Here is a 23,723-nt window from a genome sequence, read left to right on the forward strand (position 1 = left end):
TCAACCACCCTATGATGTAACGCCACTTTAGATAGCAATATCTAATGGGGTTAAAGGTCGGAGACGTAAGTCGTTAGTACGACTGGGCAGTTACAAGCCCACCACCTTTAGGTAGTGGGTAGTTGACGATTGCTGAAATAGCGAATATTGCCCTTGCGAACTAAATGAGGGAAAAATCCTTCTTTATCATAATATCGAAGGGTAGAAATGGGTAAATCAAACATTTCAGATACTTGACCAATTGTATACATAATGATTCCTTTCTTGACCTAAAGTCAGCTTTAGATATTATGCTAATATCATTAGGTAATTGTGTCAATAAGGTTAAGATGTCAAAGAGGTGTCATCGATGCACAATTCCGTATTGTATTGGTTGTTGTGTATTAAAGGTGTAGAAATTATCGTGTATGCAAGTGAATATATATTTCGAGATATCTACATGATCGCAAGGACAACAGAAGATGAAATAAGCGTATATGCTTGGTAAGAACTTATAATGTTCCGATAAACGGCTTTGGATTATTCCGATAGATGTCTATTGTTCCGATAAAATGATATAATACTTCTAGATTAGGAGTGATGATCCATGTTTATGACTGTAAAACAGGCTTCTGAAAAATGGGGTATTTCAGATCGAAGAATTCGAGTTCTTTGTGCTCAGGGAAAAATTTTAGGTGCTTATCATGAGGGGCGAAGTTGGAAAATTCCTGTGGATGCAAAGAAACCGGTAGATGGTCGTTTAAAGTCAAAAGAGAATCTTTTGCGGCAGATTGATCGAAAAAAGATGGAATTAGATTCTAGAAGACCATTAACAGAAGGTGAAGTTGCTAGGTTGAATGAAGAATTTATTGTGGAGTATACCTACAATTCAAATGCGATTGAAGGAAATACACTGACTTTGCGTGAAACGGATTTAGTTCTTCGTGGTCTCACAATTGATAAAAAGCCTCTAAAAGATCATATGGAAGCTGTTGGACATAAGGAAGCTTTTGATTTTGTAAGAGAACTAGTCAAAAATAATGTTCCCATTAGTGAGAGTGTCATCAAACAAATTCATTATCTTGTTCTTGCGGATAAGAAAGAAGACCGAGGCGTATATCGTAGAATTCCTGTTTATATTATGGGCGCGCTGAATGAGCCAGTACAACCTTATTTGATTGCACCGAAAATGGAACAATTATTAATGGATTTTGCGAATAGTAAGGAGCATATTGTAACGAAATTAGCTCGTTTCCATATTGAGTTTGAATCGATTCATCCTTTTATTGATGGAAATGGTAGAACGGGAAGATTATTAGTGAATTTAGAATTGATGAAGGCTGGTTATCCGCCTATTGATATTAAATTTACGGATCGACTTGCCTATTATAATGCGTTTGATGAATATCATGTAAAGCATAATCTTTTTGCAATGGAAAATTTGTTTGCGGGATATATAAATGAAAGATTGGATATGTATTTAAATATGTTGCAAGATTAGAAGGAAAATTAAAATGAAAGCTTATATCAAGGTCAAAAAAGACTATAATTCAGGATTAGTAGTTGGACATAGTCAGAATATGCAAAAAGCCATTTCTGGTTTTAATGAATTGGCAAGTTGTGCCTTATTTTTCTCTTGATGATGTATATAATCAAATCACAAAAGAAGATTTAGTCGTTGATTACATTCAACAATGCGAAAATGTTTTCGCCAAATTTAATGTTTTAAACCCACATGTAGATGATTATCCAGAATGTCTTCGAAAGTTTCTTGGCAGAAAAATATGGAGAGATACCATAAATGCTATTTCTACAGATGAGGGTAAATGGTCTGCAGGTTGGTTTGTTAAGCCTGTAGAAAGTAAGAAATTTACTGGAAAAGTGATTTCAAGTATTAAGGATTTAATTGGATGTGGTGCCTATAATGAAGATTTTGAGGTCTTATGCAGTGAACCCATTGAATTTATGCGTGAATGGCGTTGCTTTGTATACTATGATCAAATTATATATGTTCGACCATATAAGGGAGATTGGCACTATAATTATGATGCAGAAGTATTGGATGAAATTATGGATCAATTTATCGAATGGGATAAAAGACCAATGGCATGTTCTATTGATATTGGGGTTACCAAAGATGGTAGAACATTATTGATTGAATGTAATGATGCATATTCTTTAGGGGCTTATGGATTAGTAGATTATAAATACGCCAAATTATTATCTGCAAGATGGTCTCAATTGTTAGAAAGAGAAGATGTTTTTGATTATCGTAAATATCAATAAAAGAATTATGAATATTGAATATGCACGATTGGCTAACAAGGCTTCAATTATATGTTGAGCCTTTTAGATGACTTCTGGTATAATACAAATGAGCGATGGCTCTTGAATGGCGAGAAGCTAAATTCAATTTAAACTAAAATGCAGGGTGAGGAGCCCAAAATGAGGATGACTTAGAAATCATCCTCATTTTTTTTGATTTAAATCCAAATAAGATGTCAAAAGGATTCTTGTATGATTTAAACACAAGAAAAAAAATAGGGAACTTATTAAGCACTATGTGTGATAAAAGTTCCCTATTTGTGTTTATTAGGGAACTTTTGATATAATATATAAAGAAAAAGTTCCCTAAGGAGTGAAATTATGAATGATTTGGTTAAAATACAGGCATTATTAGAAGATAAAGCGGATTGTCAAGCTAGATTGAACTTATTACCTTATGATGGTTCTCCTGAAATAAAAGAACAAAATGGTTCTCGTTATTTATATGTAAGAAAACGAATTGCAGGAAAATTAACGTCAACTTATGTTGATGCCTATTCCGATGAATTGTATCAATTACTGTTAAAAAATGCTAAAGATGCAAGGGTATTACGAAAAAGAATAAGACAGATTGAAAGAGAATTAACATCTCTAGGGTATAAAGATTCTGAATTATCAAGCCGTGTTTTGCAAAATATTGATTTTGCACGTGCTAACATGAAATCTAGTATTTATGATCAGGCTGTTTTAGAGGGGGTTGGGACAACTTTTCCACAAACAGAAGAGATTTTAAATAATGGAATTGTAAATGGTGTAAAAGCTTCAGATGTGCAGAAAATCTTAAATTTAAAACATGCTTGGGAATTTATTTTGGACAAAGATGTGATTCAGAGTACTTCAAATTATTATATGATTAGCCATATCGCAAAACTAGTAAATGAAGGTTTTTATGTAGATGGTGGAAGAGTTCGTGGAGTTCCTGTCACAATTGGTGGAAGTAGTTATGTTCCACCTATTCCAATTGAAAGTGTTGTAAAAGAATCTATTGATAATATAGTTAATTCAAATAAAGAACCTATTGAAATAGCTATTGATCTATGCATGTATTGTATGAAAATACAAATATTTATTGATGGCAACAAACGTGCATCTGTAATATTCGCAAATCAATATCTAATTGCACACGGTCAAGGATTGCTTGTAATCCCTGAAAAGGAAGTGCCAGATTTTAAGAAATTACTAGTTAAATACTATGAGGGTGAAGATATCAGTGTTATAAATGAATTCTTAAAAGAAAAATGTTGGAAAACTTTTTAAAGCGTAGTTCGCAATAAGAAAATTTTAATGAATACAGTTTAGGGAACATTTGTGCTTAATAAAATCATAAAAGTTCCCTAAATTTTTATTATAGATGTTGTGTGAAGCCCAAACTGAGGATGATTTAAACGCATTCTTATTTATTTCATTGTTTTACTGAAAATATTTACAATTAACAATTGATTTGTTTTTTATATAATCATATAATCTTAAACAGTTTTTAGGAGTTGAAGAAATGGAAGAACGAAGAGATAAACGGAATATTGTTTATTTTATAATCAGTTATGTCATTAATAATTTGGCGAGTGGAGTTTTGTACGATACGTTTGTGAATGATCTACAAGAAGCACAAACTTCTATCGCAACATCCTTTTTGGCCTTTTATGGATATGCCACATTTATAAGTGCAGCTTTTTTGGCGCCGTTTGTATGGATTTCACTATAAGAAAAACCATCTTCTAACATTTCAAGAACACCAATAATTGTAGTGCTTTTCTGCAGGCAAAAAGACCTCCTTTCACTACAGTCAAACTAAAGCATTAAGGGGGTCCTATTACACCGGTTGTCCGTCATATTGCACCGATTCTAACGTCATTCGAAACTGGTATGACCGCTAGAGGCGCACCGAATTATCCGTCAATTGCACAATTACAATAAAAGGCAGAAACGTCGACAATTTTTACGCTTCTGCCACAAATACTCTATCTTGCCACGGGTCAGATGGAAAATTTATTTCTGAGATATTTCTGTTTCAGGACCAGCGTCATAGATGTAATCGCAATTGAAAGTAAAGGGAAAGGGACAAAATATAGAATTAAATAAAATGAATGAATCGATAGAAATAAAATTAGATGAAGCAGATAAGCAGACAAGGATGACAGAAGAGCGTCTTTCGAATGAAGAAATATTTAGTAATGTACGGGAAATGAAAACATTTGATGAAATGTTAGCAAAACAAATGAAGGATGAAGAGTTCAAGAAAGAATATGAAGCTATTCAACCAGAAATGGATATAATCAGAGCTCGTGTAGATGCTAGAACTTCACAAGAACAATAAATATGGCAATTGGTCAATTTTAGGCTAACTGCTTTTTAAAATCAGTTGAGATGGTACTAATATTGTGTAAAAGGATGATTCTGTGTTCTTTTAGAATGCTAAATCGTATCTAATTCAACGAAAATAATACGTTTTAGATCAAATAGGAAACTATTGAACGTAATTCACAATGTTTTTATATTGAAGTTTTACAATTAGAAGTGCTACTAATGCAGTAATGGTGAACCCTCTGAATTAAGTAAAGAAATCTGCTTGAGTTCTCGGCAGATTCTTCGATTTTTTCAGGAGGACGTGTTGCATGTATATTTATCTATACATTGATGTTGCTCTTGACTAATGGCTATAGTAGAAATACTAAAAATCACATTAATTATTATAGAAAAATGTAAAAGACACTAGATCACCCTCACCAATGGATTACTAGCGTCTTTTGGCCTTAATTCAGAGTGACCACTGTATCCAATAGTCTTTCTGTATCTGCATTATACCGAGAAGGGAATGTTTATGCAAATTTGGAAGCTTTATTTTCGAACAAATACAAGCAGTTAGAAGATAATATAAATTGAGTACATAGTCATATTATGACATAATCTACATATATTATGGAGGTGATATTATGTATCATATACGAGAATCTATTAGGTCATCTGCTGATTTAAGAAATCACTATAATGAAATTTCAAAGCAATGTCGGGAAGAGAATGAAGCTGTAATTATTACAGTAAATGGACGTGGTGATACGGTTTCTTTATCTTATGATGAATACAAAAGTATGAAGTCAAGAATTGAATTGTTGGAATTGCTTGCAGAAGCAGATGAAGATGTTGCGTATGAAAGAGTATCACCTATTCAAGACACTTTTAATGATTTAAGAGCGATGTTAAAAGGAAAATAAAATATACTATTGTACGTACAGATACTGCAGATATTGGCATTCGAAAAAATGTAATGAATATCGCAAGAAATTTCGGTGAAGACATTGCTTTAAAAAAGCTGAATGATTTAGAAAAGAATATTTATCTGTTGGAAGATAATCCATATTTAGGAATCACGCCTAGATATCCTGTTTTAAAACGACAAGGCTATCAGGTGTTGATACTAGAAAAGGACTTGATATTTTATAAAATCAACGAGAATAAAAAACAAATTATTATTTATTCGGTCGTAGATCAACGTCAGGACTATCTGAATATTATTCAAGGATTGTAAATTGTTTATTAAAAAATCAAAAATTTATAGAATAAAATTTATAGACCGCACTACGCCACTGATTTATCATGCGCAACACGATGGGGCTTTTTCTTATCAGAGAGTAGTGATAATTGGTATAATACATTAGAAAATAACAAAGGGTGTTTCAAGTTTATGTGGCTAGAAACATTTTTTCTAATATGCAGAACGATTATGACTTGATTTCAGTCAAAAAAATGGTTAAAAAGAAAAAATATGATTGAAATCACGCATAAAATCATTTATAAAAAAATACGATTGTTTTTATGTGTGATTATACATATAATATAATTAAAATAAGAGTGGAAGGGAGTCTTTATGCGAGAAACAAGAATATTAGAATTTAAAGAAACAATTACGAATACTTTTCTAAAAACAGTGAGTGCCTTTTCAAATTATGATGGTGGAGAGATTCTTTTTGGTGTGGACGATGATGGAAATATAAAGGGTTTGTCAGATGTTAAACAGGCTTGTTTAGATATAGAAAATAAAATCAATGATAGTATTTCGCCCCAGCCAAACTATACTTTAGAAATCCAAAATAATGAGCAAACGATAAAATTAAGTGTAAAGAGTGGTCTTCAGAAGCCGTATTTGTATAAATCAAAAGCATATAAACGAAATGATACTGCAACAATAGAAGTAGATACACTAGAGTTTTCAAGACTTGTCTTAGAAGGGAAGAATATTCGATTTGAAGAATTACCTTGTAAAGATCAAGAGTTGTCTTTTGAAATTTTGCAAAGTAATCTAAAAGAGAAAATTCAGATTGAAACTTTTAATAAAGATACTTTAAAGACATTAAACCTATATGATGACGCGAATGGCTTTAATAATGCAGCTGGTCTTTTAGCGGATAAAAATCATTTTCCCGGAATTGATATAGTAAAGTTTGGAGAAAACATCAGCATTATACAAAAGAGGATTACTTTTGAAAATACATCCGTCTTGGGCATATATGAAAAAGCTCTTAGTGTATTTAGAGATTATTATCAATATGAAGTAATTCAAGGAGCTGATCGAAAGATGGTGGAAAAGATACCTGAAGCTGCATTTAGAGAAGCTATTGCGAATGCTTTGATTCATAGAGTATGGGATGTAGATTCACAAATTAGAGTATCTATGTTTGATGATCGAACAGAAGTTGTATCTCCAGGCGGATTACCATCTGGAATCACAGAGGATGAATATTTATCAGGAAAACTTTCGGTTTTAAGAAATAGAAATCTTGCGAATGTCTTTTACAGATTAGGATTTGTAGAAATATTTGGAACAGGTATTACAAGAATCAAACAAATTTATTCTGAAGCATCTGTAAAACCAAGTTTTGAAGTATCAGAAAATGCGATTCAAATTGTTCTTCCAATATATGAAGAGAATGCGAATTTAACTGAAGATGAAAAAGTAGTATATAAACTTTTAAGCAAAAATATGCTGAAATCAATGAGTGAAATTGCACCATATATATCATTTGGTAAATCCAAAACAACAAAGTTATTGAAAGATATGGAACAAAAAGGTGTAATCACTATTGAAGGTAAAGGGAAAGGGACAAAATATAGAATTAAATAAAATGAATGAATCGATAGAAATAAAATTAGATGAAGCAGATAAGCAGACAAGGATGACAGAAGAGTGTCTTTCGAATGAAGAAATATTTAGTAATGTACGGAAAATGAAAACATTTGATGAAATGTTAGCAAAACAAATGAAGGATGAAGAGTTCAAGAAAGAATATGAAGCTATTCAACCGGAAATGGATGTAATTAGAGCCATTGTAGATGCTAGAACTTCGCAGAATCTTACACAAAAAGAATTATCTGAGCGTACAGGCATCAATCAGGCAGATATCAGCAAACTTGAGAATGGAACTAAAAATCCGTCGATTAATTTATTAAAAAGATGAGCTGAAGGTATGGGAATGACACTTAAAATTGAGTTTGTGCCAAAGCATTAATTATATTTTTAAATATTATATTGTTAGTTGGCAGTTGATCATCTATAGATTAACTGCTTTTTAAATTTCTTTTGGTATGATAAATTATATAAAAGTGAGGTTTTTTTGATTATGAAGAAAGTGCTTTTTATTTGCCACGGCAACATATGTAGAAGTGTTAGTGCTGAGTACATTATGAAAGATTTGGCAAAGAAAAATGGGGTAGAACTATATGTCTCTAGTGCAGCTACAAGTTGTGAAGAAATTGGTAATGATATCTATCCTCCGGCTAAGCGTAAACTAAAAGAAAAGGGGATTCCATTTTCTAGACATTATGCAAGACAAGCTACAATGAGTGATTATTTGTCGTATGATTATTTAATTTGTATGGATGAAAATAATATGCGTAATCTAAATCGTATGTTCAATAATGATCCAGATCACAAGATCTATAAATTATTATCAAGAGATGTTTCAGATCCTTGGTACAGTAATGATTTTGAAACAGCTTATAGTGATATTTATGAAGGCTGTAAAGCTTGGTTAGAGAGGTTATCATGAAACAGAATCTACATACACACTCCATCTTTTGTGATGGAAAAGATACGATTGAAGAAATGACTTTAGAAGCCATCTCAAAGGGCTTTGACATTCTTGGCTTTTCAGGTCATGGACATTTAGACGTGGATACAAGTTCCATGCGAGATACTTTAGGATATATTTCAGAGGTTGAGAGAATTAAATTGAAATATTCTTCATCTATTCAAATTCATTTAGGAATTGAAGAAGATATGTTGGGAAGAATATCTGAAAAAGCTCCATTTGAATATGTGATTGGAAGTAAACACTTTTTAGGTGAAGTATCCGTGGATTATTCAAAGCCTGTATTTGATTCTTTATTTGAATCCTATTCTGGTGATTATAAAAAGATGTGTAAAGACTACTATTCAGATTTATCGAATATGTATGATTGGCAAGAAGTGGATATCATTGGACATTTGGATTTGATTACCAAATATAATGAGGACGAGTCTTATTTTCAATTTAATGATAAAGACTATATGAACATTGTTTGCGACTGCATTGACCGATTGTTGATCAACGACAAGATTTTTGAAGTGAATACCGGAGCTATCGCTAGAGGCTATCGTAAAACACCATATCCATCTAAGAATATATTGGAATATTTATACGCAAAGAATGCGCGTATTTGTCTAAACAGTGATTGTCATGATAAGAACTATTTGGATTGTGCTTTTGAATCCAGTTTAGATTTGATTCAATCTTGCGGATTTAAAGAACTGCAAATATTAACCAATGATGGTTTTGTACCAGTGAAAATTAAATAGAGTAAACAGTGAAGGTGTTCTTGTGATAATCAATTAGACCTTCACTTTTCATTTTAGAAAGCTCTTTTGATAAGGCACTTCGTTCTACGTTTAAATAGTCAGCCATCTGTTGACGATCAAACGGAATCTTAAAGGTAGAATTTTGTGTTTCTAGTTTCATAAACGATAAGTATGACAACACTTTATTGCGAATGGTTTTGTTGGAAATATGGAATATGTGTTGTGATAACATCTTGTTTTTATTTGAAAGTATTTGAATCATTTGATTTTTTAATTCTGGGGATTTTTCTAAGGTTTGAACATCTAAAAATTGAATTGTACAATCCTCAACCGCTCTAACATATACATACATAGGTGTTTTGGTTAGGACATAGCTTTCCGCAAACATTTGATTGGGACCTATATGTGACAATAGGGAAACATTGCCTAAAAAGTCTACAGTTTCTATGACAACACTTCCTTCTTTGACAATGCCAATGGCTTGAGGAATATCTTCCATATGATAAATAATTTCATTTTTCTTGTATTTTTTTAATTGTAAATCCATAAATGTCTCCCTTTCGTGGTTTAAACAACATAAATTGATTGTATTATACACTAAAATAAGGTCATAAGAAATGAGGATGATTCTATGTTAAGAAAAATAATTCAAATTGATGAAGATAAATGTACAGGATGCGGTATCTGTGTGGATGCCTGTCATGAAGGAGCCATTGGCTTAGTGAACGGAAAAGCGAAATTAATGCGTGATGATTATTGTGACGGACTAGGGGATTGTTTGCCTACATGTCCTACGGGCGCTATTTCATTTATTGAAAAAGATACTTTAGCTTATGATGAAGAGGCTGTAAAAAAGAATATGGAAAAACGCATGAAAGATTCTGGTACCATGCATACTGGATGTCCTGGATCTATGATGCATACACTGAATCCAGTTGTATCAAGTCCATCGATTGATGTATCAAGTCAATTAACATCTTGGCCTGTTCAAATTAAGCTAGCACCTATCAACGCACCATTCTTTCAACATGCCAAGCTTTTAATAGCTGCGGATTGTACAGCCTATGCCTATGCTAATTTCCATCAGGAATTTATGAGAAACAAAGTGACTCTCATTGGATGTCCAAAACTCGATGGAGTGGATTATTCAGAAAAGCTTTGCGATATCATTCGTATGAATTCCATTGAAAGTGTAACCATTGTTCGTATGGAAGTACCTTGTTGTGGTGGTCTTGAAAATGCGGTTAAGAAAGCTTTGCAGGAAAGTAAAAAGTTCATTCCTTGGCAAGTCGTCACAATTTCAATGGATGGAAAAATTTTAGATTAAACCTTAAAAAAGTGCAGTTAACGTTACAGATATTGCACTTTTGTCGTTTTCTGACACGTTAAATGTTGTTTATGCTTATTTATTTTGATAAAATCTGATTAGAGGGAAGACAAATGAATCTATATAAGCGAGAAAAATATTTAAAAAAAATCCGACCATTCTATTCAGAAGAAGATCTTATTAAAGTGATTACAGGAGTAAGGCGTTGTGGTAAAAGTAGTCTTATGGAAACTATATGCGATGAATTGAAACAAACTATGGGTGTGAAAGATGAACAAATCATTTATATTGATTTGGATAGTCGAAAGAATCGCAACATTAAAACGGCAGATGCTTTAGAAACGTTGATTGAAAGTCAGACAACGCCAAAGGAAAAGATATATTTATTTATTGATGAAATTCAGAATGTGGATTCTTTCGAAGAAGTAATTAATGGGTATAGAACGGATGGTGGATATTCCATTTTTATCACGGGTTCAAATTCATATTTATTAAGTGGAGAATTGTCTACTAAATTAACAGGAAGATACATTGAATTTGAATTATATACTTTATCCTTTGATGAATACTTAGAAATGAAAAGATTTTATAATAAAGATATTAATCCAAATACGATTGTAGAATTAAATAATTACATTCTTGAAGGTGGTTTTCCTAGGACTATACAATTTGACGATTTACAGGTAAAAAGAACTTATACGGAAAGCGTTGTTAGAGAGATTTTTGAAAAAGATATTCGTAAAAGAGTAAAAATAAGAAATAGAGAAGCCTTTGAATCTGTAGAACATTTCATTATCAATAATTTTGGTGCTACTACAAGTATTAGTGGACTTCAAGAATCGTTAGAAAAAAATGGAATGAAAATTTCAAGGGCAACACTATCTAACTACATTAAGATACTAGTAGATGCAAAAATATTGTATGAATGCAGCCGTTTCGATATGAAATCTAAAAAATCTTTATCAGGAGAAAAGAAATATTATGTATCGGATTTAAGCTTTTATTTTTCATTAAATACAGATAATAAAATTAATTATGGACCTGTACTTGAAAATATTGTGTATTTCTATGCAAAAAGCCAGGGCTATTCAATAAGTGTGGGAAGAATTGGAAAACTTGAATGTGACTTTATTTTAAGAGATCATAAAATGAATTATGCATATGTTCAAGTTGCGTATACGATCGCATTGAGCAAAAAAACAGAAGATAGAGAATATAAATCATTAGAATCCATTAGGGACAATTATCCTAAATACGTGATGACTACAGATTATTTACTTCAAAATAGAAATGGAATTAAACATGTAAATCTAATTGATTTCATTATCTCGAATTCAAAATTTTAGATTAAAAAGTGCAGTTAACGTTACAGATACTGCACTTTTATCATTTTCTGACACGTTAAAAAAAGTATCACCGTAGCGATACTCTAATGATTAGTCCTTTGTGATTTCTTTGTAGCTAGCTAGACCATAAGCACTATCTGCAAGTGTACCTGCATTGACAATAGCTTGTTCCATTGCTTTTACGGCCATGATTCCAACTAGATCTTGTTCTGCAGGCACTTTATTCGATGTCATCGCAAAAATAGTATCTCCATCACTTGAAGTGTGTACTGGACGAATACATCTTGCATATCCATTATGCGCCATACTCGCAATCTTATTCATTTGTGCTTTATTTAAATCCGCATTTGTGATGATACAGCCAATTGTCGTATTCATACCACAAGAATTGATCATCTTTTCAGCTGCCTTTAAGATTTCATCTTCACTAAACAATCTTGTGTTTGTGTTTCGATCATAGATACCTGCGATTGGTTTGTCTGAATTTGGATAGAAAATATCACCACACGCATTCACAGCTACAATAGCTCCTACTTTTAATGGACCCATTTGTAGGGCTGAAAATCCAAGTCCTGCCTTCATCGCATATTGAGGACCGAAGAATTTACCAACACTAGCCCCTGTTCCTGCACCTACATTTCCTTGTTTTGGATCATTTTTTTCAGCTTCCATACAAGCATCATACCCCATTTGTTTGTTTGGATACGCTTTAGAATTACCTACACCACAATCAAATAAACAAGCTTCACATACGATTGGAATATAGATGTTTTTCATGTCAAAACCAATTTCGTGTTCGCTCAAATATTGCATAACACCACTACTTGATTCTAAACCAAAAGCACTACCACCTGATAATGTAACCGCATGAATCTTTTGAACCATGTTTTTAGGGTTTAATAAATCTGTTTCACGAGTGGCTGGCCCCCCACCACGTACATCTACACCAGCTGTGGCTCCTTCTTTACATAAGATGACTGTACAGCCAGTCGCATTTTCTATATCTTGTGCACTACCAATTTGAAATCCTTCGATCTCATTGATTTGAATTGTCTTCATTCTTGATCTCCTTTAATTCATATAAATCATTTCTACGTACCTTCCAATAAGGCATCCTTTTCCTTACTTTTTCAATGTCGTTTAAATCGATATCTACAACTTTGTATGCTTCTTCTTCACCCAACTCCACTATAATATTGCCAAAACCATCCACAAGAATAGAGTGGCCTCCTGAAGTATAGTTCTTATACGTATACTTAGCTGGGGCAACCCCACACAAAAAGACTTCATTTTCTAAGGCGCGTGTTTGAATAAATAGCTTCCAATGTTTCTTTGTAGCCTGCTCATTAAAGGCGGCTGGACAAAATAGAATTTGTGCTCCATTTTGCGATAGAACTCTGGATACTTCTGGAAAGCGAATGTCGTAACATAATAAAATGCCACATTTTCCCCATGGCGTATCAAAACATTGTAAGTGATTTCCTGGTACAAACACTTCATTTTCACAATAATCTTGTTTGTTGTGGAATTCAAAAAGATGTGTTTTATCATACGAACAAACAATGTCGCCATTGCTATTTAATATGTAACAGCGATTGTATTTGTCAGCACAAATGGAACCAGCCACAATCCATATCCTATGCGATATAGCTAGTTTTTTTAAAGCCATCAAACTTTCATCATGACGCAAATACGCTGTTTTAAGTGCATCATTATGATAGGGACAATTCCACATTTCACAAAGAACTAAAATATCACAGTCTGGAATATTTGTTAGTTTAGCTAAATTTTGTTGGTTATCTATTGAAACAGACATTTGGTACATACAGATCTTCATAAAAATTATGATAGGCGAAAAGTGACTAATTTTCAAGGTGTGCAAAGATTAACATGTGTTTATTTACTACTGGTTTGAAATCGTTTACAATCATTTTAGGAGGCTTTGTATCATGTATAAAATTATAGAAGTAAAACAAAGTGTATTTGAAGATAATAATAAAGATGCGAACAAATTAAGAGAAGAATGCAAAGATAAGGGTGTGTTCTTATTGAATGTTATGTCAAGTCCAGGAGCAGGGAAGACAACAACTCTATCTAGAACGTTAGAAAGACTAAAAGATGCAATGAGAATTGGTATTATGGAAGCGGATATTGATAGTGATGTAGATGCCAAAACCATCAGTGAATATGGCGTACGCACGATTCAACTACATACAGGTGGTATGTGTCATTTAGACGCAGATATGACTCGTCAAGGATTGCATGAAATGGGTATGGAAGATTTAGATTTGGCTGTACTTGAAAATGTAGGAAATTTAGTGTGTCCTGCTGAATTTGACACGGGATCCACTAAAAATGTGGCTATATTAAGTGTTCCAGAAGGAGATGACAAACCTTTAAAATATCCATTGATGTTTCAAGTGTGTGATGTGGTTTTAATTAATAAAATGGATGTATTGCCATACTTTGATTTTGATGTAGATAAGTGTAAAAAGAATATTTTGTACCGAAACCCGAATGCGAAGATTTTTGAAGTGTGCGCTAAAACAGGTGAGGGAATTGAAGATTGGTGTAATTGGCTTGAAAACGAAGTAAAGGCCTGGAAGGAATAATATGACATATCGAGATAATATTGATAAACTGGCAAGGCGTATCACGGATCGTATTCCAGCTAAAGTAAAAAAATTATCGGAAATGGATCCTGAATATGAGTGTTTAAATGAAATATTAAATGATGAACAATGCGATTTATGTTTGTGTTTTGAAGTGCGTAAACCACTTTCTTTTGAAGAAGTAGTGAAAAGAAGTGGGTGGCCAGCAGGAAGAGTGAATCGTGTATTAAATGAAGTATGCGACATTGGAATGATTGAATACAACTGGGAAAATGAGGATCATCATAAACAGTTTGTGCTTCCTCAATTTGTTCCTGGAGCAGCTGAATTTATGGTTATGAATAAAAATCTTGTAGAAGAACATCCAATTGTTGCGGATTTCTTTGAAAAGATGACGAGATTACCACTTGAAAAGGTAACGCCAATGGTTCCACCTGGAGGAGCAGGCATTGGTATGCATGTTATTCCTGTAGAAAAAGCGATTCATGCAAATCAGCAAGCGGTAAGTGTAGAAAAGATTTCGCATTGGTTGAATAAATACGATAAATACGCACTTTCTCCATGTTCATGTAGAAGACAACAACGCGTTAGAGGTGAAGGAACTGGTGATGTTGAAGCGGATGTTTGTATTGCGGTAGGTGATATGGCTGACTATGTTGTACAGACAAACAAGGGTGGTCATTATTGTACGTATGAAGAGGTTATAGAGACTTTAGAACGTTGCGAAAGAAAAGGTTATGTTCATCAGATTACGAATATTGATGGAGAAGATAAGATTTTTGCGATATGCAACTGTGCACATGGCGTATGTAACGCATTAAGAACGAGTCAATTGTTTAATACGCCAAATATGTCGGCAAGTGCTTATAGGGCTCATGTGGATAGTGAAAAGTGTGTTGCGTGTGGAAAGTGTGTGGAAATTTGTCCTGTAGGTGCGGCAAAATTGGGTCAAAAACTTTGTACAAAAGATGGACCTGTATCGTATCCTAAACAGGAACTTCCTGATGATGTAAAGTGGGGCCCTGAAAAGTGGAACTGGAATTTTAGAGATACAGCTAAAGTCAACTGTTATGAAACTGGAACATCACCTTGTAAGAGTGCATGCCCTGCACATTTACCGGTACAAGGCTATATTAAGATGGCAAAAGAAGGTCGCTATATGGATGCATTAAAGTTAATTAAAGACTTTAATCCATTTCCAGCCGTATGTGGAGCTATTTGTAATAGAAGGTGTGAACAACAGTGCACGCGTGGATTGATTGATGAGCCTTTAGCTATTGATGAAATCAAGAAGTTTATTGCCGAACAAGAACTTCATGAAGATAAGCGTTATATTCCTTTATGTGAAAATGTCGAAGGCAAATTTTTCACAAATAAGATGGCCATTATTGGTGCAGGTCCTGCTGGTATGAGTGCCGCTTATTATTTAAGAATAATGGGCTATCCTGTCACAATATTCGAAAAGGAAGAAAAACCAGGTGGTATGTTGGTATATGGTATTCCTTCTTTTAGATTAGAAAAGTCTGTGATTGAGGCGGAAATTGAAGTGTTAAAAGCTATGGGCATTGAGTTCAAGTGTGGCATAGAAGTAGGTAAAGACATTTCTTTGGATGATTTAAGAAATGAGGGATATGAAGCATTCTATGTGGCTATTGGTGCTCAAGGATCAAGAAAATTAAATATTCCAGGAGAAGATAATGCGATGGTTGAATCTGGAATTGATTTCTTGCGAAAGGTGAATAAAGTAGAAGATCCTAATCTAATTTCTGGCGATGTGGTTGTCGTTGGTGGTGGAAATGTTGCGATAGATGTAGCTCGTGCAGCTTTAAGAAGTGGGGCACAAAAGGTTCATTTATGTTCTTTAGAACAAGAAGGCGAAATGCCGGCTAGTCCTGAGGAAGTATTAGAAGCTAAAGAAGAGGGAATTCTACTTCATTGTGGATGGGGTCCAAAGGAAATCTTGGAAGATTCAATTGTATTTAAACAATGTGTAAGTGTAAAGGATGAAACTGGAAGATTTAATCCAAGCTATGATGATAGTGTTTTGGAAACAATACAATGTAGTCATGTATTACTTTCAATTGGACAAAGTATTATTCCAATTCAAGGATTGGATGTAGATGTCAATCCAAATGGAACAATTAATGCGGATGGTACAACACTACAAACATCTGTTGAAGATGTATTTGTGGGTGGTGATGTGTATACAGGTCCAAAATTTGCGATTGATGCGATTAGTCAAGGTAAAGAAGCGGCTGAATCAATGCATCGTTTTGTTCATAAGGGGCATTCTCTAACAATTGGAAGAGACTTACATTTATTTAATGAATTTGATAAGAATAACGCATTGATTGATATTGATTTTGATCATGCCAAGCGACAGATACCTGGTATTAAAAAGGGGTTGGGTGAAAAATCCTTTAGAGATTTACGTTCAACATTTACAGAAGAACAAGTTAAGATTGAAGCCAATCGATGTCTTGGATGTGGTGCAAGTATTGTGGATACTAATAAGTGCATTGGTTGTGGTTTGTGTACGACAAAATGTGAATTTGATGCGATCCACTTAACGCGTGATATCAAAGATGGCGCAAGAATGGTTAAGGCGGAAGATAAAATGAAAGCTATCTTGCCGTATGTGGCTAAACGCCAAATCAAGATTATTCGCAATAAGAAGAAATAGTATGCATGAATTAGGAATTGTTGTACATATTTCAAAAACATTAGAAGAACTTGCACAAGAAAATAATATTACAGATATTCGTAGAGTGACTTTGCAGATTGGAAAAGTAAGTGGAATTGTTCCTGAGTATTTAGTGGATTGTTGGCAATATTATAAGAAAAAAGTTCCTTTAATTGATAACTCAACACTAGAATATGAATGGATTGAAGCCATTACGATTTGTAATGAATGTGAAAAAACATATGATACGATCCAATATGGAAGAGAGTGTCCATATTGTAAGAGTGAACATACAGTTCTTCTTCAAGGCAATGAGTGTCTCATTAAGGAGATTGAAGCCGAATAAGCGTCGAAAGGCGCTTTTTTTACGTATATGAGTATGTAGAAAATCTCTACTAGAAAAGAGGTGCTCATGCGTAGCGCATATTTATTAAATGATTTCGCCTTCAAGTATGTGTTTGGTAAAGATTGTAAAGAGGCTAATGATGCCTTAAAATCATTACTTACGGTATTTTTAGAAAGGAAAGTCCATCATGTGGTTGTTAAAAATTCAGAAATGGTGAAAGACTATAGTAAAATGAAGAATTCAAGGTTGAATTAGATAATCAAATAACGGTGGATTTAAAAATGCAGTTAAGACAAACCAAAGATAATTTGCCAATTCGCTTTAGTTATTATTTGGCTAGACTTCATGGTTCTCAAGAATTGGAAGGAAAAATATTATGGAGAGTTAAAGGAAACGGTTTTAGTCTTGAACAAATTTGCGCATATTGTTCACTAAATGTGGATGAAATTCAGGTGTTGATAAAATCATAAATTTTCTGTTGCATTTAAAAAAATGTTTGTTTATAATAAAGCCATCCTTTGTAAAGGCAATGAAAAGAAGAAGTAGTCGTGGATGCTGCTGATAGTGAGTTCCTGATGGTGGAAATGGAACAGTAAGCACATGGTGAACGTGTCTTAGAGCTGAGCTTTCGAAGATTGAGGAAGCTTCGGATACTCCCGTTATGAGTTAAGGGCTTGTACATTAGTGCAGGAAATAAGGTGGTACCGCGATTTTATAGTCGTCCTTGTATATTCAAGGACGGCTTTTTTTATTAGAAGGGAATGTTAGATATGAAAAAAGGATTTAAATTAATTTCGGCATTTTTAGTAAGTTTTATGATCATGATGTCTAGTATTATGCCTGCATTTGCCGACGAAACAGACACATCAACAACAGGCGATTTATTAGACAAGATTCAAGAAAGGGGAGAATTGATTGTAGGTACATCTCCTGATTTCCCACCTAATGAATTTATTGACTCAACAAAAACAGGACAAGCGCAATATGTAGGTTCTGATATTGAATTAGCAAAATATATTGCGAAAAAGATGGGTGTTAAATTAACAATCAAAGCCGCTAGTTTTGATACAGTTTTGGCAAATCTTCAAACTGAAGAAATTGATTTAGCAATTACTGGATTGGCTTATACACCAGCACGTGCGCAACAGATGGAAATGTCTATTGGATACAATATGAAAGAGGATACTGGCGGACAGGCTGTTATTATCGCAAAAAAGGATGCAGATAAGTATAAGAAGTTAACAGATCTAACTGGCTTAAAGGTGGCTGCTCAACAAGGATCAATCCAGCAACAATATACAGAAGATCAAATTCCGGACGCAAAACTACAATCCATTTCAAGTATTGATGATGGTGTTGCCCTATTAAAGAATGGTACGGTACAAGCCGTTGCATGCTCTGAAGGTACAGCTGATGAATATATTGAAAAGAACTCTGAACTTGCGAAGTTAGATGAATTATTCAATATTGATCAAGATTATGCAGGTAATCGTGTAGGTGCTCCTTTAGGTGAAAAGAGATTGATGAAAGAAGTCAATAAAATTTTAAAGGAAGTCAATAAAAAAGGTTTATATGAAGAGTGGTATAAAGCGGCAAAGAAACAGAGTAGTGAACAATTTACTTTAACAGCGACTGGATTCTTTGGAACATGTGTTCAAATCGTTCAATATTGCTGGCCACAATTATTAAAAGGTTTAGGAATCACTTTAGGACTTGCTGCTATTACTGTTATTTTTGGTACAATTATTGGTGGATTATTTGCCCTAGTAAAACTATCAAAGAATAAAATCGTACAAGCGATTGCGGGTGTATATGTAGAATTGATTCGTGGAACACCACTATTACTACAATTATGGTTGTTCATCAATATTTTCTCTTATTTGACAAATGGAAATATGCCAATGATCGTGAGTGTGATTATTGCCCTTGTCATTAATTCAAGTGCATATGTGGCTGAAATTATTCGTTCAGGCATTCAATCTGTGGATAAAGGACAAAGAGAAGCGGCCAAATCACTTGGTATGTCAAATGTACATATGATGACTAAAATCATTATTCCTCAAGCTATCAAGAATATCTTGCCTGCCTTAGGTAATGAATTCGTTATGATGATCAAGGAAACATCTTTGGCAAGTACATTCTATATTGGAGAATTAATGACTGTTAACAGTGTTATTAAATCGGCTACTTATAAATCCATTGAACCATTAGTAATTGTTGGTTTGATCTACTTTATTGTTACATATTCATTATCAAAATTAATTAAATACATGGAAGGGAAGTTGAGTGTCAGTGACTAAGGAACTAATTGTTGTAAAAGACTTACATAAAAATTTTGGAGATATTGAAGTATTAAAAGGAATTGATCAAACAATCCATCAAGGAGAAGTTGTTAGTATTATTGGGCCTAGTGGTTCAGGAAAATCTACTTTCTTACGTTGTCTAAACTTATTAGAAAAACCATCTAGTGGACAAATCATTTTCGAAGGTATAGATATTTCAGCTGAAAATGTTGATATTGATACACATCGTAAAAAGATTGGAATGATCTTCCAGCACTTTAATGTATTTCCACATTTAACAGTTTTAGAAAATATTACCATCACACCAATTCTAGAACTTAAAACACCAAAGGCTCAAGCTGAAAAAGAAGCGATTGAATTGCTTAAAAAAGTAGGCTTGGAAGATAAGAAGGATGAATATCCAAGAAAATTATCTGGTGGACAAAAACAGCGTCTAGCTATTGTTCGTGCTCTAGCTATGCATCCAGATGTAATTTTGTGTGATGAACCAACAAGTGCATTAGATCCAGAAATGGTAAAAGGTGTACTAGAAGTCATTAAAGAATTGGCGAATCAAGGAATGACAATTGTGATCGTGACACACGAAATGGGATTTGCCCGTGAAACAAGTGATCGCGTATTATTTATGGATGAAGGTATTATTCAAGAACAAGGAACTCCAGAAGATATCTTTGAACATCCACAAAATCCAAGAACCATCAAATTTTTATCGCAAGTAATATAAGCTTGGGCACATGCTCAAGCTTTTCTTATGGTATAATTTAATAAATTGGAGGAAATTGATATGAATTCAGAATGGTCATTAGACGTATTGTACAAGGGATTTGATGATCCTAAATTTAGTGAAGATCTAACATCTTTTGAAAAGAAGGCAAAAGAATTGGATGAACTTTCAAAGACTTTAAGTCATGAAAATGAGAAGGAAGATCTTCTTCAAATTGTTAAAGTATTAGAAGAGTTTGAATTATTAGAAAAACATTTGAGTTGCTTTGGATTTTTGAGCCAATCCACAAATACGGCGAATGCGAAAGCGGCAGCAGCCATTGATAAAGTAGCTACTATCGCAAGTACAGCCAGTAAGGCTATGGCAGTATTCTCTCGCTATATTGCGGATATGAAGGATTTAAACAGCTATTTAGATTGTCCCCAACTTTGTGAATACAAATATTTTTTAAATGATATTCACGAAAGTGGAAAATATTTGTTAAGTGAAGACGTAGAAGAGGCACTTGCCAAAATGAATATTTCTGCAGGTTCTGCTTGGGAGAAGCAACAAAGTCTACTCACAAGTTCATTGGAAGTGGAATATGATGGTAAAAAGTTACCTTTGGCATCTATTCGTAATCTAGCGTATGATGCAGATAAAGAAGTTCGTAAAGCTGCCTATGAAGCTGAACTTAAAAGTTATGCACCTATTGCGGATGCAGTAAGTTTTTCTTTAAACAACATTAAACTACAAGTGATTACCGAAGCTAAAATGCGTGGCTATACAAGTCCAATGGATATGACGCTACACCAGTCTCATGTATCCCAGAAAACATTAGATGCACTTCTAAGTGCAATGCAGAAATACTTGCCAGTATTCCATAAGTATTTGAAAAGAAAAGCTGAAATGTTAGGGTATGAAAATGGCCTTCCTTGGTATGAATTATTTGCGCCAATTGGAAAATCGGCTACGACAAGTTTTACTCCAGAAACTACAAAAGAATATTTGGTTAATCATTTTAGACCATTTTCTGATGACTTGGCCGATATGATGGAAGAAGCTTTTGACAATAACTGGATTGATTTTTATCCACATAAAGGAAAAGTTGGCGGAGCTTTCTGCTGCAATATGCCGTTTGTGAAACAATCACGCGTATTAACTAATTTTGATGGAGGACTTGGAGACGTAGTTACTTTGGCTCATGAACTTGGACATGCATATCATGGATTAAACATTGAAAGTCATAGACCATTAAATTGGGAGTATTCTATGCCAGTTGCAGAAACGGCAAGTACATTCAATGAAAATATCATTATGAATGCAGTGATTGATGAAACGGAGGATAAAGAAGTTAAACTAGGTTTGATTGAAAATCAGCTTCAAGACTTATGTCAGATCATCTGTGATATTTATTCTCGTTACTTATTTGAAAAAGCCGTATTTGACAGAAGAAGTGATGAGTTCTTATTCAAGGATCAATTAAATGAAATCATGTTGGACGCACAAAAACAAGCTTATGGCAATGGACTTGATCCAAATTGTTTACATCCATATATGTGGGTTTGTAAATCGCACTACTATTCTTCAGATCTAAGTTATTATAACTGGCCATATGCTTTTGGTGGATTGTTTGCGCGAGGCTTAGTTGTGAAATATCAAGAAATGGGTAAAGAAAAATTCGTACCTAAATATAAAGAGATGTTACACACAACAACGGTTGCATCGGTAGAAGATACAGCTAAGGTATTGGGTATTGATTTAACGGATGAAGCTTTCTGGATTTCTGCATTAGAAACCGCAAAATCAAGAATTGAAGAATTTATCGAATTGTCGAAATAATTGCTTGGAAACAAGCAATTTTTTCTGCAAAAGTTCACAAATGATGATATAATCTACTGCGTTCGAATTTTTTCAAGGAGAGATTTAATGAGTACAGAAATGTTGATGAAAAATAGAGAACGTTTTATTAAAAACGTAAACAGTAATGAGAATGGTGCAGCCGCCCTTTCTTTAAGATTATTTTGTTACGCTAGATCTATGGCAGTAAAAAACCCGTATGCAGAAACGCATGACTGGATATATGAAAACGAATTGACTAGTGCCCAAGCCAATCAATATGTATTCCGCTTACTGGATGGAAGTACAGAAAGACCATCTATGGATATGTTGATTCGTAAATTAAAAAGTGTTCGTTTGGTTCGTGATAGTGAAATGAATGGTAGAAAAATTTATGTTATCAAGTTCACGGATATCGAAATGGAAGAATTGATGAACAAGAGCATTATTGATAAGCCAAGCGAAAAGTTATTAAAAGAAAAGAAGTCTTCTGTAAAGAAAGAAAGAGAAGAAGTAGTAAATTCATCTTGGAAGGACATCTTTTTGAAAAATAGTAAAGGTGAAAACTTACAGATGTTACGTTTCTGGTTCTATATTCAGTATAATGCTAAAAAGAATGGCAGGAAATATGTTTCTAGAAGCATAGCGTTAAGTGAAAGTGCGATTGAATATGTGTATAGGGGTATTCCTAAAAGAATGGAAGTTTTGCAGGATTTATTTGCACAAATGAAACAGATGAAGCTGGTTAAAGAAGATGTAGTTAAAAACGAAATAGTAGTTCGTCCAGCTAAACTAGAAGGCTTAGAAATCAAAAATTATATTAAGGATAAGCCTGTTGATTTAATGAGCTTTAATTACACGAATGTATAAGAAAACGACGAGATTTAGATCTCGTCATTTTTACATATTTTATAATTGTTTTTGCCTGTTCGTTTTGTTTGATACAAAGCTTGATCGGCATGGCGATACAGTTCCATAAAGGTTGTTCCATCTTTAGGTGCAAAGGCAATTCCAATACGGATGGATAATTTGAAATCTTTTAATTCTTCAATCTTTAATTCATTGACTTTTTGAAGTAGAGACTGAATTCTAGATTCAGCAATATTTTCATCTTGAATTAGAATAATAAATTCATCTCCTCCAATTCTTCCAACAATATCACTCTGTCTAAAATGATTCTTAAAGAGTAAGCCCAAGTTTTCTAAGACTTTATCACCTGCCGCATGACCATAATTATCATTAACAGATTTAAAAGCATCTACATCAAGAATCAAAAAACAACAATGTTCTTTATTATTTAGTTTTGGCTTAACAGATACATTGGTGATTTGTTAATATAACTGACATTAATGATGTCTATTTAAGATTTATTGTATAGGTGTAAACGAAAGAGAGACTACACTTATGACAAGAACTTCAAAATATTTAAAC

At 33.5% G+C, this 23,723-nt stretch carries 29 protein-coding genes and 1 other annotated feature; of the genes, 24 read left to right on the plus strand and 5 right to left on the minus strand.

The genetic code is table 11. The features are described 5' to 3' along the window. Positions 1 to 107 precede the first annotated feature (107 nt). On the minus strand, positions 108 to 251 hold the full coding sequence (locus FYJ55_RS06220; protein WP_268234144.1) for a MerR family DNA-binding transcriptional regulator: 144 nt from the start codon (positions 249 to 251) through the stop codon (positions 108 to 110). 98 nt (positions 252 to 349) lie between these two features. Between FYJ55_RS06220 and FYJ55_RS06225 the strand changes: the two genes are divergently transcribed. From FYJ55_RS06225 to FYJ55_RS06280, 13 genes are all read left to right on the plus strand, one after another. Then, positions 350 to 487 carry a hypothetical protein gene (locus FYJ55_RS06225; RefSeq protein WP_154556107.1) on the plus strand — a complete coding sequence of 46 codons (138 nt, stop codon included), beginning with the start codon at positions 350 to 352 and terminating at the stop codon, positions 485 to 487. Positions 488 to 586: 99 nt separating this feature from the next. Next, complete coding sequence (locus FYJ55_RS06230; protein ID WP_154556108.1) at positions 587 to 1,480, plus strand: Fic family protein; 894 nt, start codon at positions 587 to 589, stop codon at positions 1,478 to 1,480. Between the two features lie 13 nt (positions 1,481 to 1,493). Further along, complete coding sequence (locus tag FYJ55_RS11310; RefSeq protein ID WP_268234145.1) at positions 1,494 to 1,619, plus strand: hypothetical protein; 126 nt, start codon at positions 1,494 to 1,496, stop codon at positions 1,617 to 1,619. After that, positions 1,585 to 2,265, plus strand: coding sequence for an ATP-grasp domain-containing protein (locus FYJ55_RS06235; protein WP_229771115.1), 681 nt, complete (start codon positions 1,585 to 1,587; stop codon positions 2,263 to 2,265). The genes FYJ55_RS11310 and FYJ55_RS06235 overlap by 35 nt, the downstream gene beginning before the upstream one ends. A 360-nt stretch (positions 2,266 to 2,625) precedes the next feature. Beyond that, the gene (locus FYJ55_RS06240; protein WP_154556109.1) at positions 2,626 to 3,561 is read left to right on the plus strand and encodes a Fic family protein; all 936 of its coding nucleotides are present in this window, start codon (positions 2,626 to 2,628) and stop codon (positions 3,559 to 3,561) included. A 235-nt stretch (positions 3,562 to 3,796) separates the two neighbouring features. Then, on the plus strand, positions 3,797 to 4,006 hold the full coding sequence (locus FYJ55_RS06245; protein WP_154556110.1) for a hypothetical protein: 210 nt from the start codon (positions 3,797 to 3,799) through the stop codon (positions 4,004 to 4,006). A gap of 378 nt (positions 4,007 to 4,384) precedes the next feature. Next, positions 4,385 to 4,618 carry a hypothetical protein gene (locus FYJ55_RS06250; RefSeq protein ID WP_154556111.1) on the plus strand — a complete coding sequence of 78 codons (234 nt, stop codon included), beginning with the start codon at positions 4,385 to 4,387 and terminating at the stop codon, positions 4,616 to 4,618. 616 nt (positions 4,619 to 5,234) lie between these two features. After that, positions 5,235 to 5,513, plus strand: coding sequence for a type II toxin-antitoxin system Phd/YefM family antitoxin (locus FYJ55_RS06255; protein ID WP_117573186.1), 279 nt, complete (start codon positions 5,235 to 5,237; stop codon positions 5,511 to 5,513). 53 nt (positions 5,514 to 5,566) lie between these two features. Next, the gene (locus tag FYJ55_RS06260; protein WP_154556112.1) at positions 5,567 to 5,827 is read left to right on the plus strand and encodes a type II toxin-antitoxin system RelE/ParE family toxin; all 261 of its coding nucleotides are present in this window, start codon (positions 5,567 to 5,569) and stop codon (positions 5,825 to 5,827) included. Between the two features lie 339 nt (positions 5,828 to 6,166). Next, a complete protein-coding gene (locus FYJ55_RS06265; protein WP_117573190.1) occupies positions 6,167 to 7,420 on the plus strand; it encodes an RNA-binding domain-containing protein in 1,254 nt (417 codons plus the stop codon). A 1-nt stretch (position 7,421) separates the two neighbouring features. Next, positions 7,422 to 7,754 carry a helix-turn-helix domain-containing protein gene (locus FYJ55_RS06270; RefSeq protein WP_229771116.1) on the plus strand — a complete coding sequence of 111 codons (333 nt, stop codon included), beginning with the start codon at positions 7,422 to 7,424 and terminating at the stop codon, positions 7,752 to 7,754. 162 nt (positions 7,755 to 7,916) lie between these two features. Beyond that, positions 7,917 to 8,345: a low molecular weight protein-tyrosine-phosphatase gene (locus FYJ55_RS06275; protein WP_154556113.1), complete on the plus strand. Its 429-nt coding sequence runs from the start codon at positions 7,917 to 7,919 to the stop codon at positions 8,343 to 8,345. Further along, positions 8,342 to 9,133 carry a histidinol-phosphatase gene (locus FYJ55_RS06280; protein ID WP_154556114.1) on the plus strand — a complete coding sequence of 264 codons (792 nt, stop codon included), beginning with the start codon at positions 8,342 to 8,344 and terminating at the stop codon, positions 9,131 to 9,133. The genes FYJ55_RS06275 and FYJ55_RS06280 overlap by 4 nt, the downstream gene beginning before the upstream one ends. Here FYJ55_RS06280 and FYJ55_RS06285 read toward each other — a convergent pair. Next, positions 9,126 to 9,680: a Crp/Fnr family transcriptional regulator gene (locus FYJ55_RS06285; protein ID WP_117572257.1), complete on the minus strand. Its 555-nt coding sequence runs from the start codon at positions 9,678 to 9,680 to the stop codon at positions 9,126 to 9,128. The genes FYJ55_RS06280 and FYJ55_RS06285 overlap by 8 nt on opposite strands. An 84-nt stretch (positions 9,681 to 9,764) precedes the next feature. Between FYJ55_RS06285 and FYJ55_RS06290 the strand changes: the two genes are divergently transcribed. Together FYJ55_RS06290 and FYJ55_RS06295 are read left to right on the plus strand one after the other, a co-directional pair. Beyond that, complete coding sequence (locus FYJ55_RS06290; protein WP_154556115.1) at positions 9,765 to 10,460, plus strand: ATP-binding protein; 696 nt, start codon at positions 9,765 to 9,767, stop codon at positions 10,458 to 10,460. A 113-nt stretch (positions 10,461 to 10,573) separates the two neighbouring features. Next, positions 10,574 to 11,806, plus strand: coding sequence for an ATP-binding protein (locus FYJ55_RS06295; RefSeq protein WP_154556116.1), 1,233 nt, complete (start codon positions 10,574 to 10,576; stop codon positions 11,804 to 11,806). A 90-nt stretch (positions 11,807 to 11,896) separates the two neighbouring features. Here the strand turns inward: FYJ55_RS06295 and FYJ55_RS06300 are convergent, their stop codons facing one another. Continuing rightward, entirely contained in the window at positions 11,897 to 12,865 is a 969-nt protein-coding gene (locus FYJ55_RS06300; RefSeq protein WP_118115869.1) for a P1 family peptidase, read from the minus strand. Next, on the minus strand, positions 12,843 to 13,622 hold the full coding sequence (locus FYJ55_RS06305) for a nitrilase-related carbon-nitrogen hydrolase (RefSeq protein ID WP_195836682.1): 780 nt from the start codon (positions 13,620 to 13,622) through the stop codon (positions 12,843 to 12,845). The genes FYJ55_RS06300 and FYJ55_RS06305 overlap by 23 nt, the downstream gene beginning before the upstream one ends. Positions 13,623 to 13,755: 133 nt before the next feature. Between FYJ55_RS06305 and hypB the strand changes: the two genes are divergently transcribed. From hypB to FYJ55_RS06345, 9 genes are all read left to right on the plus strand, one after another. Continuing rightward, positions 13,756 to 14,418: a hydrogenase nickel incorporation protein HypB gene (hypB, locus tag FYJ55_RS06310; RefSeq protein ID WP_154556118.1), complete on the plus strand. Its 663-nt coding sequence runs from the start codon at positions 13,756 to 13,758 to the stop codon at positions 14,416 to 14,418. Position 14,419: 1 nt separating this feature from the next. Next, positions 14,420 to 17,101: an FAD-dependent oxidoreductase gene (locus tag FYJ55_RS06315; protein WP_154556119.1), complete on the plus strand. Its 2,682-nt coding sequence runs from the start codon at positions 14,420 to 14,422 to the stop codon at positions 17,099 to 17,101. A 1-nt stretch (position 17,102) separates the two neighbouring features. After that, positions 17,103 to 17,447 carry a hydrogenase maturation nickel metallochaperone HypA gene (locus FYJ55_RS06320; protein ID WP_154556120.1) on the plus strand — a complete coding sequence of 115 codons (345 nt, stop codon included), beginning with the start codon at positions 17,103 to 17,105 and terminating at the stop codon, positions 17,445 to 17,447. A 66-nt stretch (positions 17,448 to 17,513) separates the two neighbouring features. After that, the gene (locus FYJ55_RS11080; protein ID WP_229771118.1) at positions 17,514 to 17,702 is read left to right on the plus strand and encodes an Rpn family recombination-promoting nuclease/putative transposase; all 189 of its coding nucleotides are present in this window, start codon (positions 17,514 to 17,516) and stop codon (positions 17,700 to 17,702) included. A gap of 26 nt (positions 17,703 to 17,728) precedes the next feature. Beyond that, positions 17,729 to 17,917 (plus strand): hypothetical protein, encoded by a 189-nt coding sequence (locus tag FYJ55_RS11085; protein ID WP_229771119.1) that lies wholly within the window; start codon positions 17,729 to 17,731, stop codon positions 17,915 to 17,917. Positions 17,918 to 17,967: 50 nt separating this feature from the next. Next, positions 17,968 to 18,176 (plus strand) — a binding site (T-box leader). Positions 18,177 to 18,217: 41 nt separating this feature from the next. Next, positions 18,218 to 19,747 (plus strand): ABC transporter substrate-binding protein/permease, encoded by a 1,530-nt coding sequence (locus FYJ55_RS06330; RefSeq protein WP_154556121.1) that lies wholly within the window; start codon positions 18,218 to 18,220, stop codon positions 19,745 to 19,747. Next, entirely contained in the window at positions 19,740 to 20,474 is a 735-nt protein-coding gene (locus FYJ55_RS06335) for an amino acid ABC transporter ATP-binding protein (RefSeq protein ID WP_270499324.1), read from the plus strand. The genes FYJ55_RS06330 and FYJ55_RS06335 overlap by 8 nt, the downstream gene beginning before the upstream one ends. A 60-nt stretch (positions 20,475 to 20,534) precedes the next feature. Then, the gene (locus FYJ55_RS06340; RefSeq protein WP_154556122.1) at positions 20,535 to 22,295 is read left to right on the plus strand and encodes a M3 family oligoendopeptidase; all 1,761 of its coding nucleotides are present in this window, start codon (positions 20,535 to 20,537) and stop codon (positions 22,293 to 22,295) included. An 87-nt stretch (positions 22,296 to 22,382) separates the two neighbouring features. Beyond that, positions 22,383 to 23,162, plus strand: coding sequence for a hypothetical protein (locus FYJ55_RS06345; protein WP_154556123.1), 780 nt, complete (start codon positions 22,383 to 22,385; stop codon positions 23,160 to 23,162). A gap of 14 nt (positions 23,163 to 23,176) precedes the next feature. Here FYJ55_RS06345 and FYJ55_RS06350 read toward each other — a convergent pair whose 3' ends face one another. Beyond that, the gene (locus tag FYJ55_RS06350; protein ID WP_326831849.1) at positions 23,177 to 23,620 is read right to left on the minus strand and encodes a GGDEF domain-containing protein; all 444 of its coding nucleotides are present in this window, start codon (positions 23,618 to 23,620) and stop codon (positions 23,177 to 23,179) included. Between the last annotated feature and the right edge of the window lie 103 nt (positions 23,621 to 23,723).

The organism is Holdemanella porci (assembly GCF_009696075.1).
Lineage (GTDB): Bacteria > Bacillota_I > Bacilli_A > Erysipelotrichales > Erysipelotrichaceae > Holdemanella > Holdemanella porci.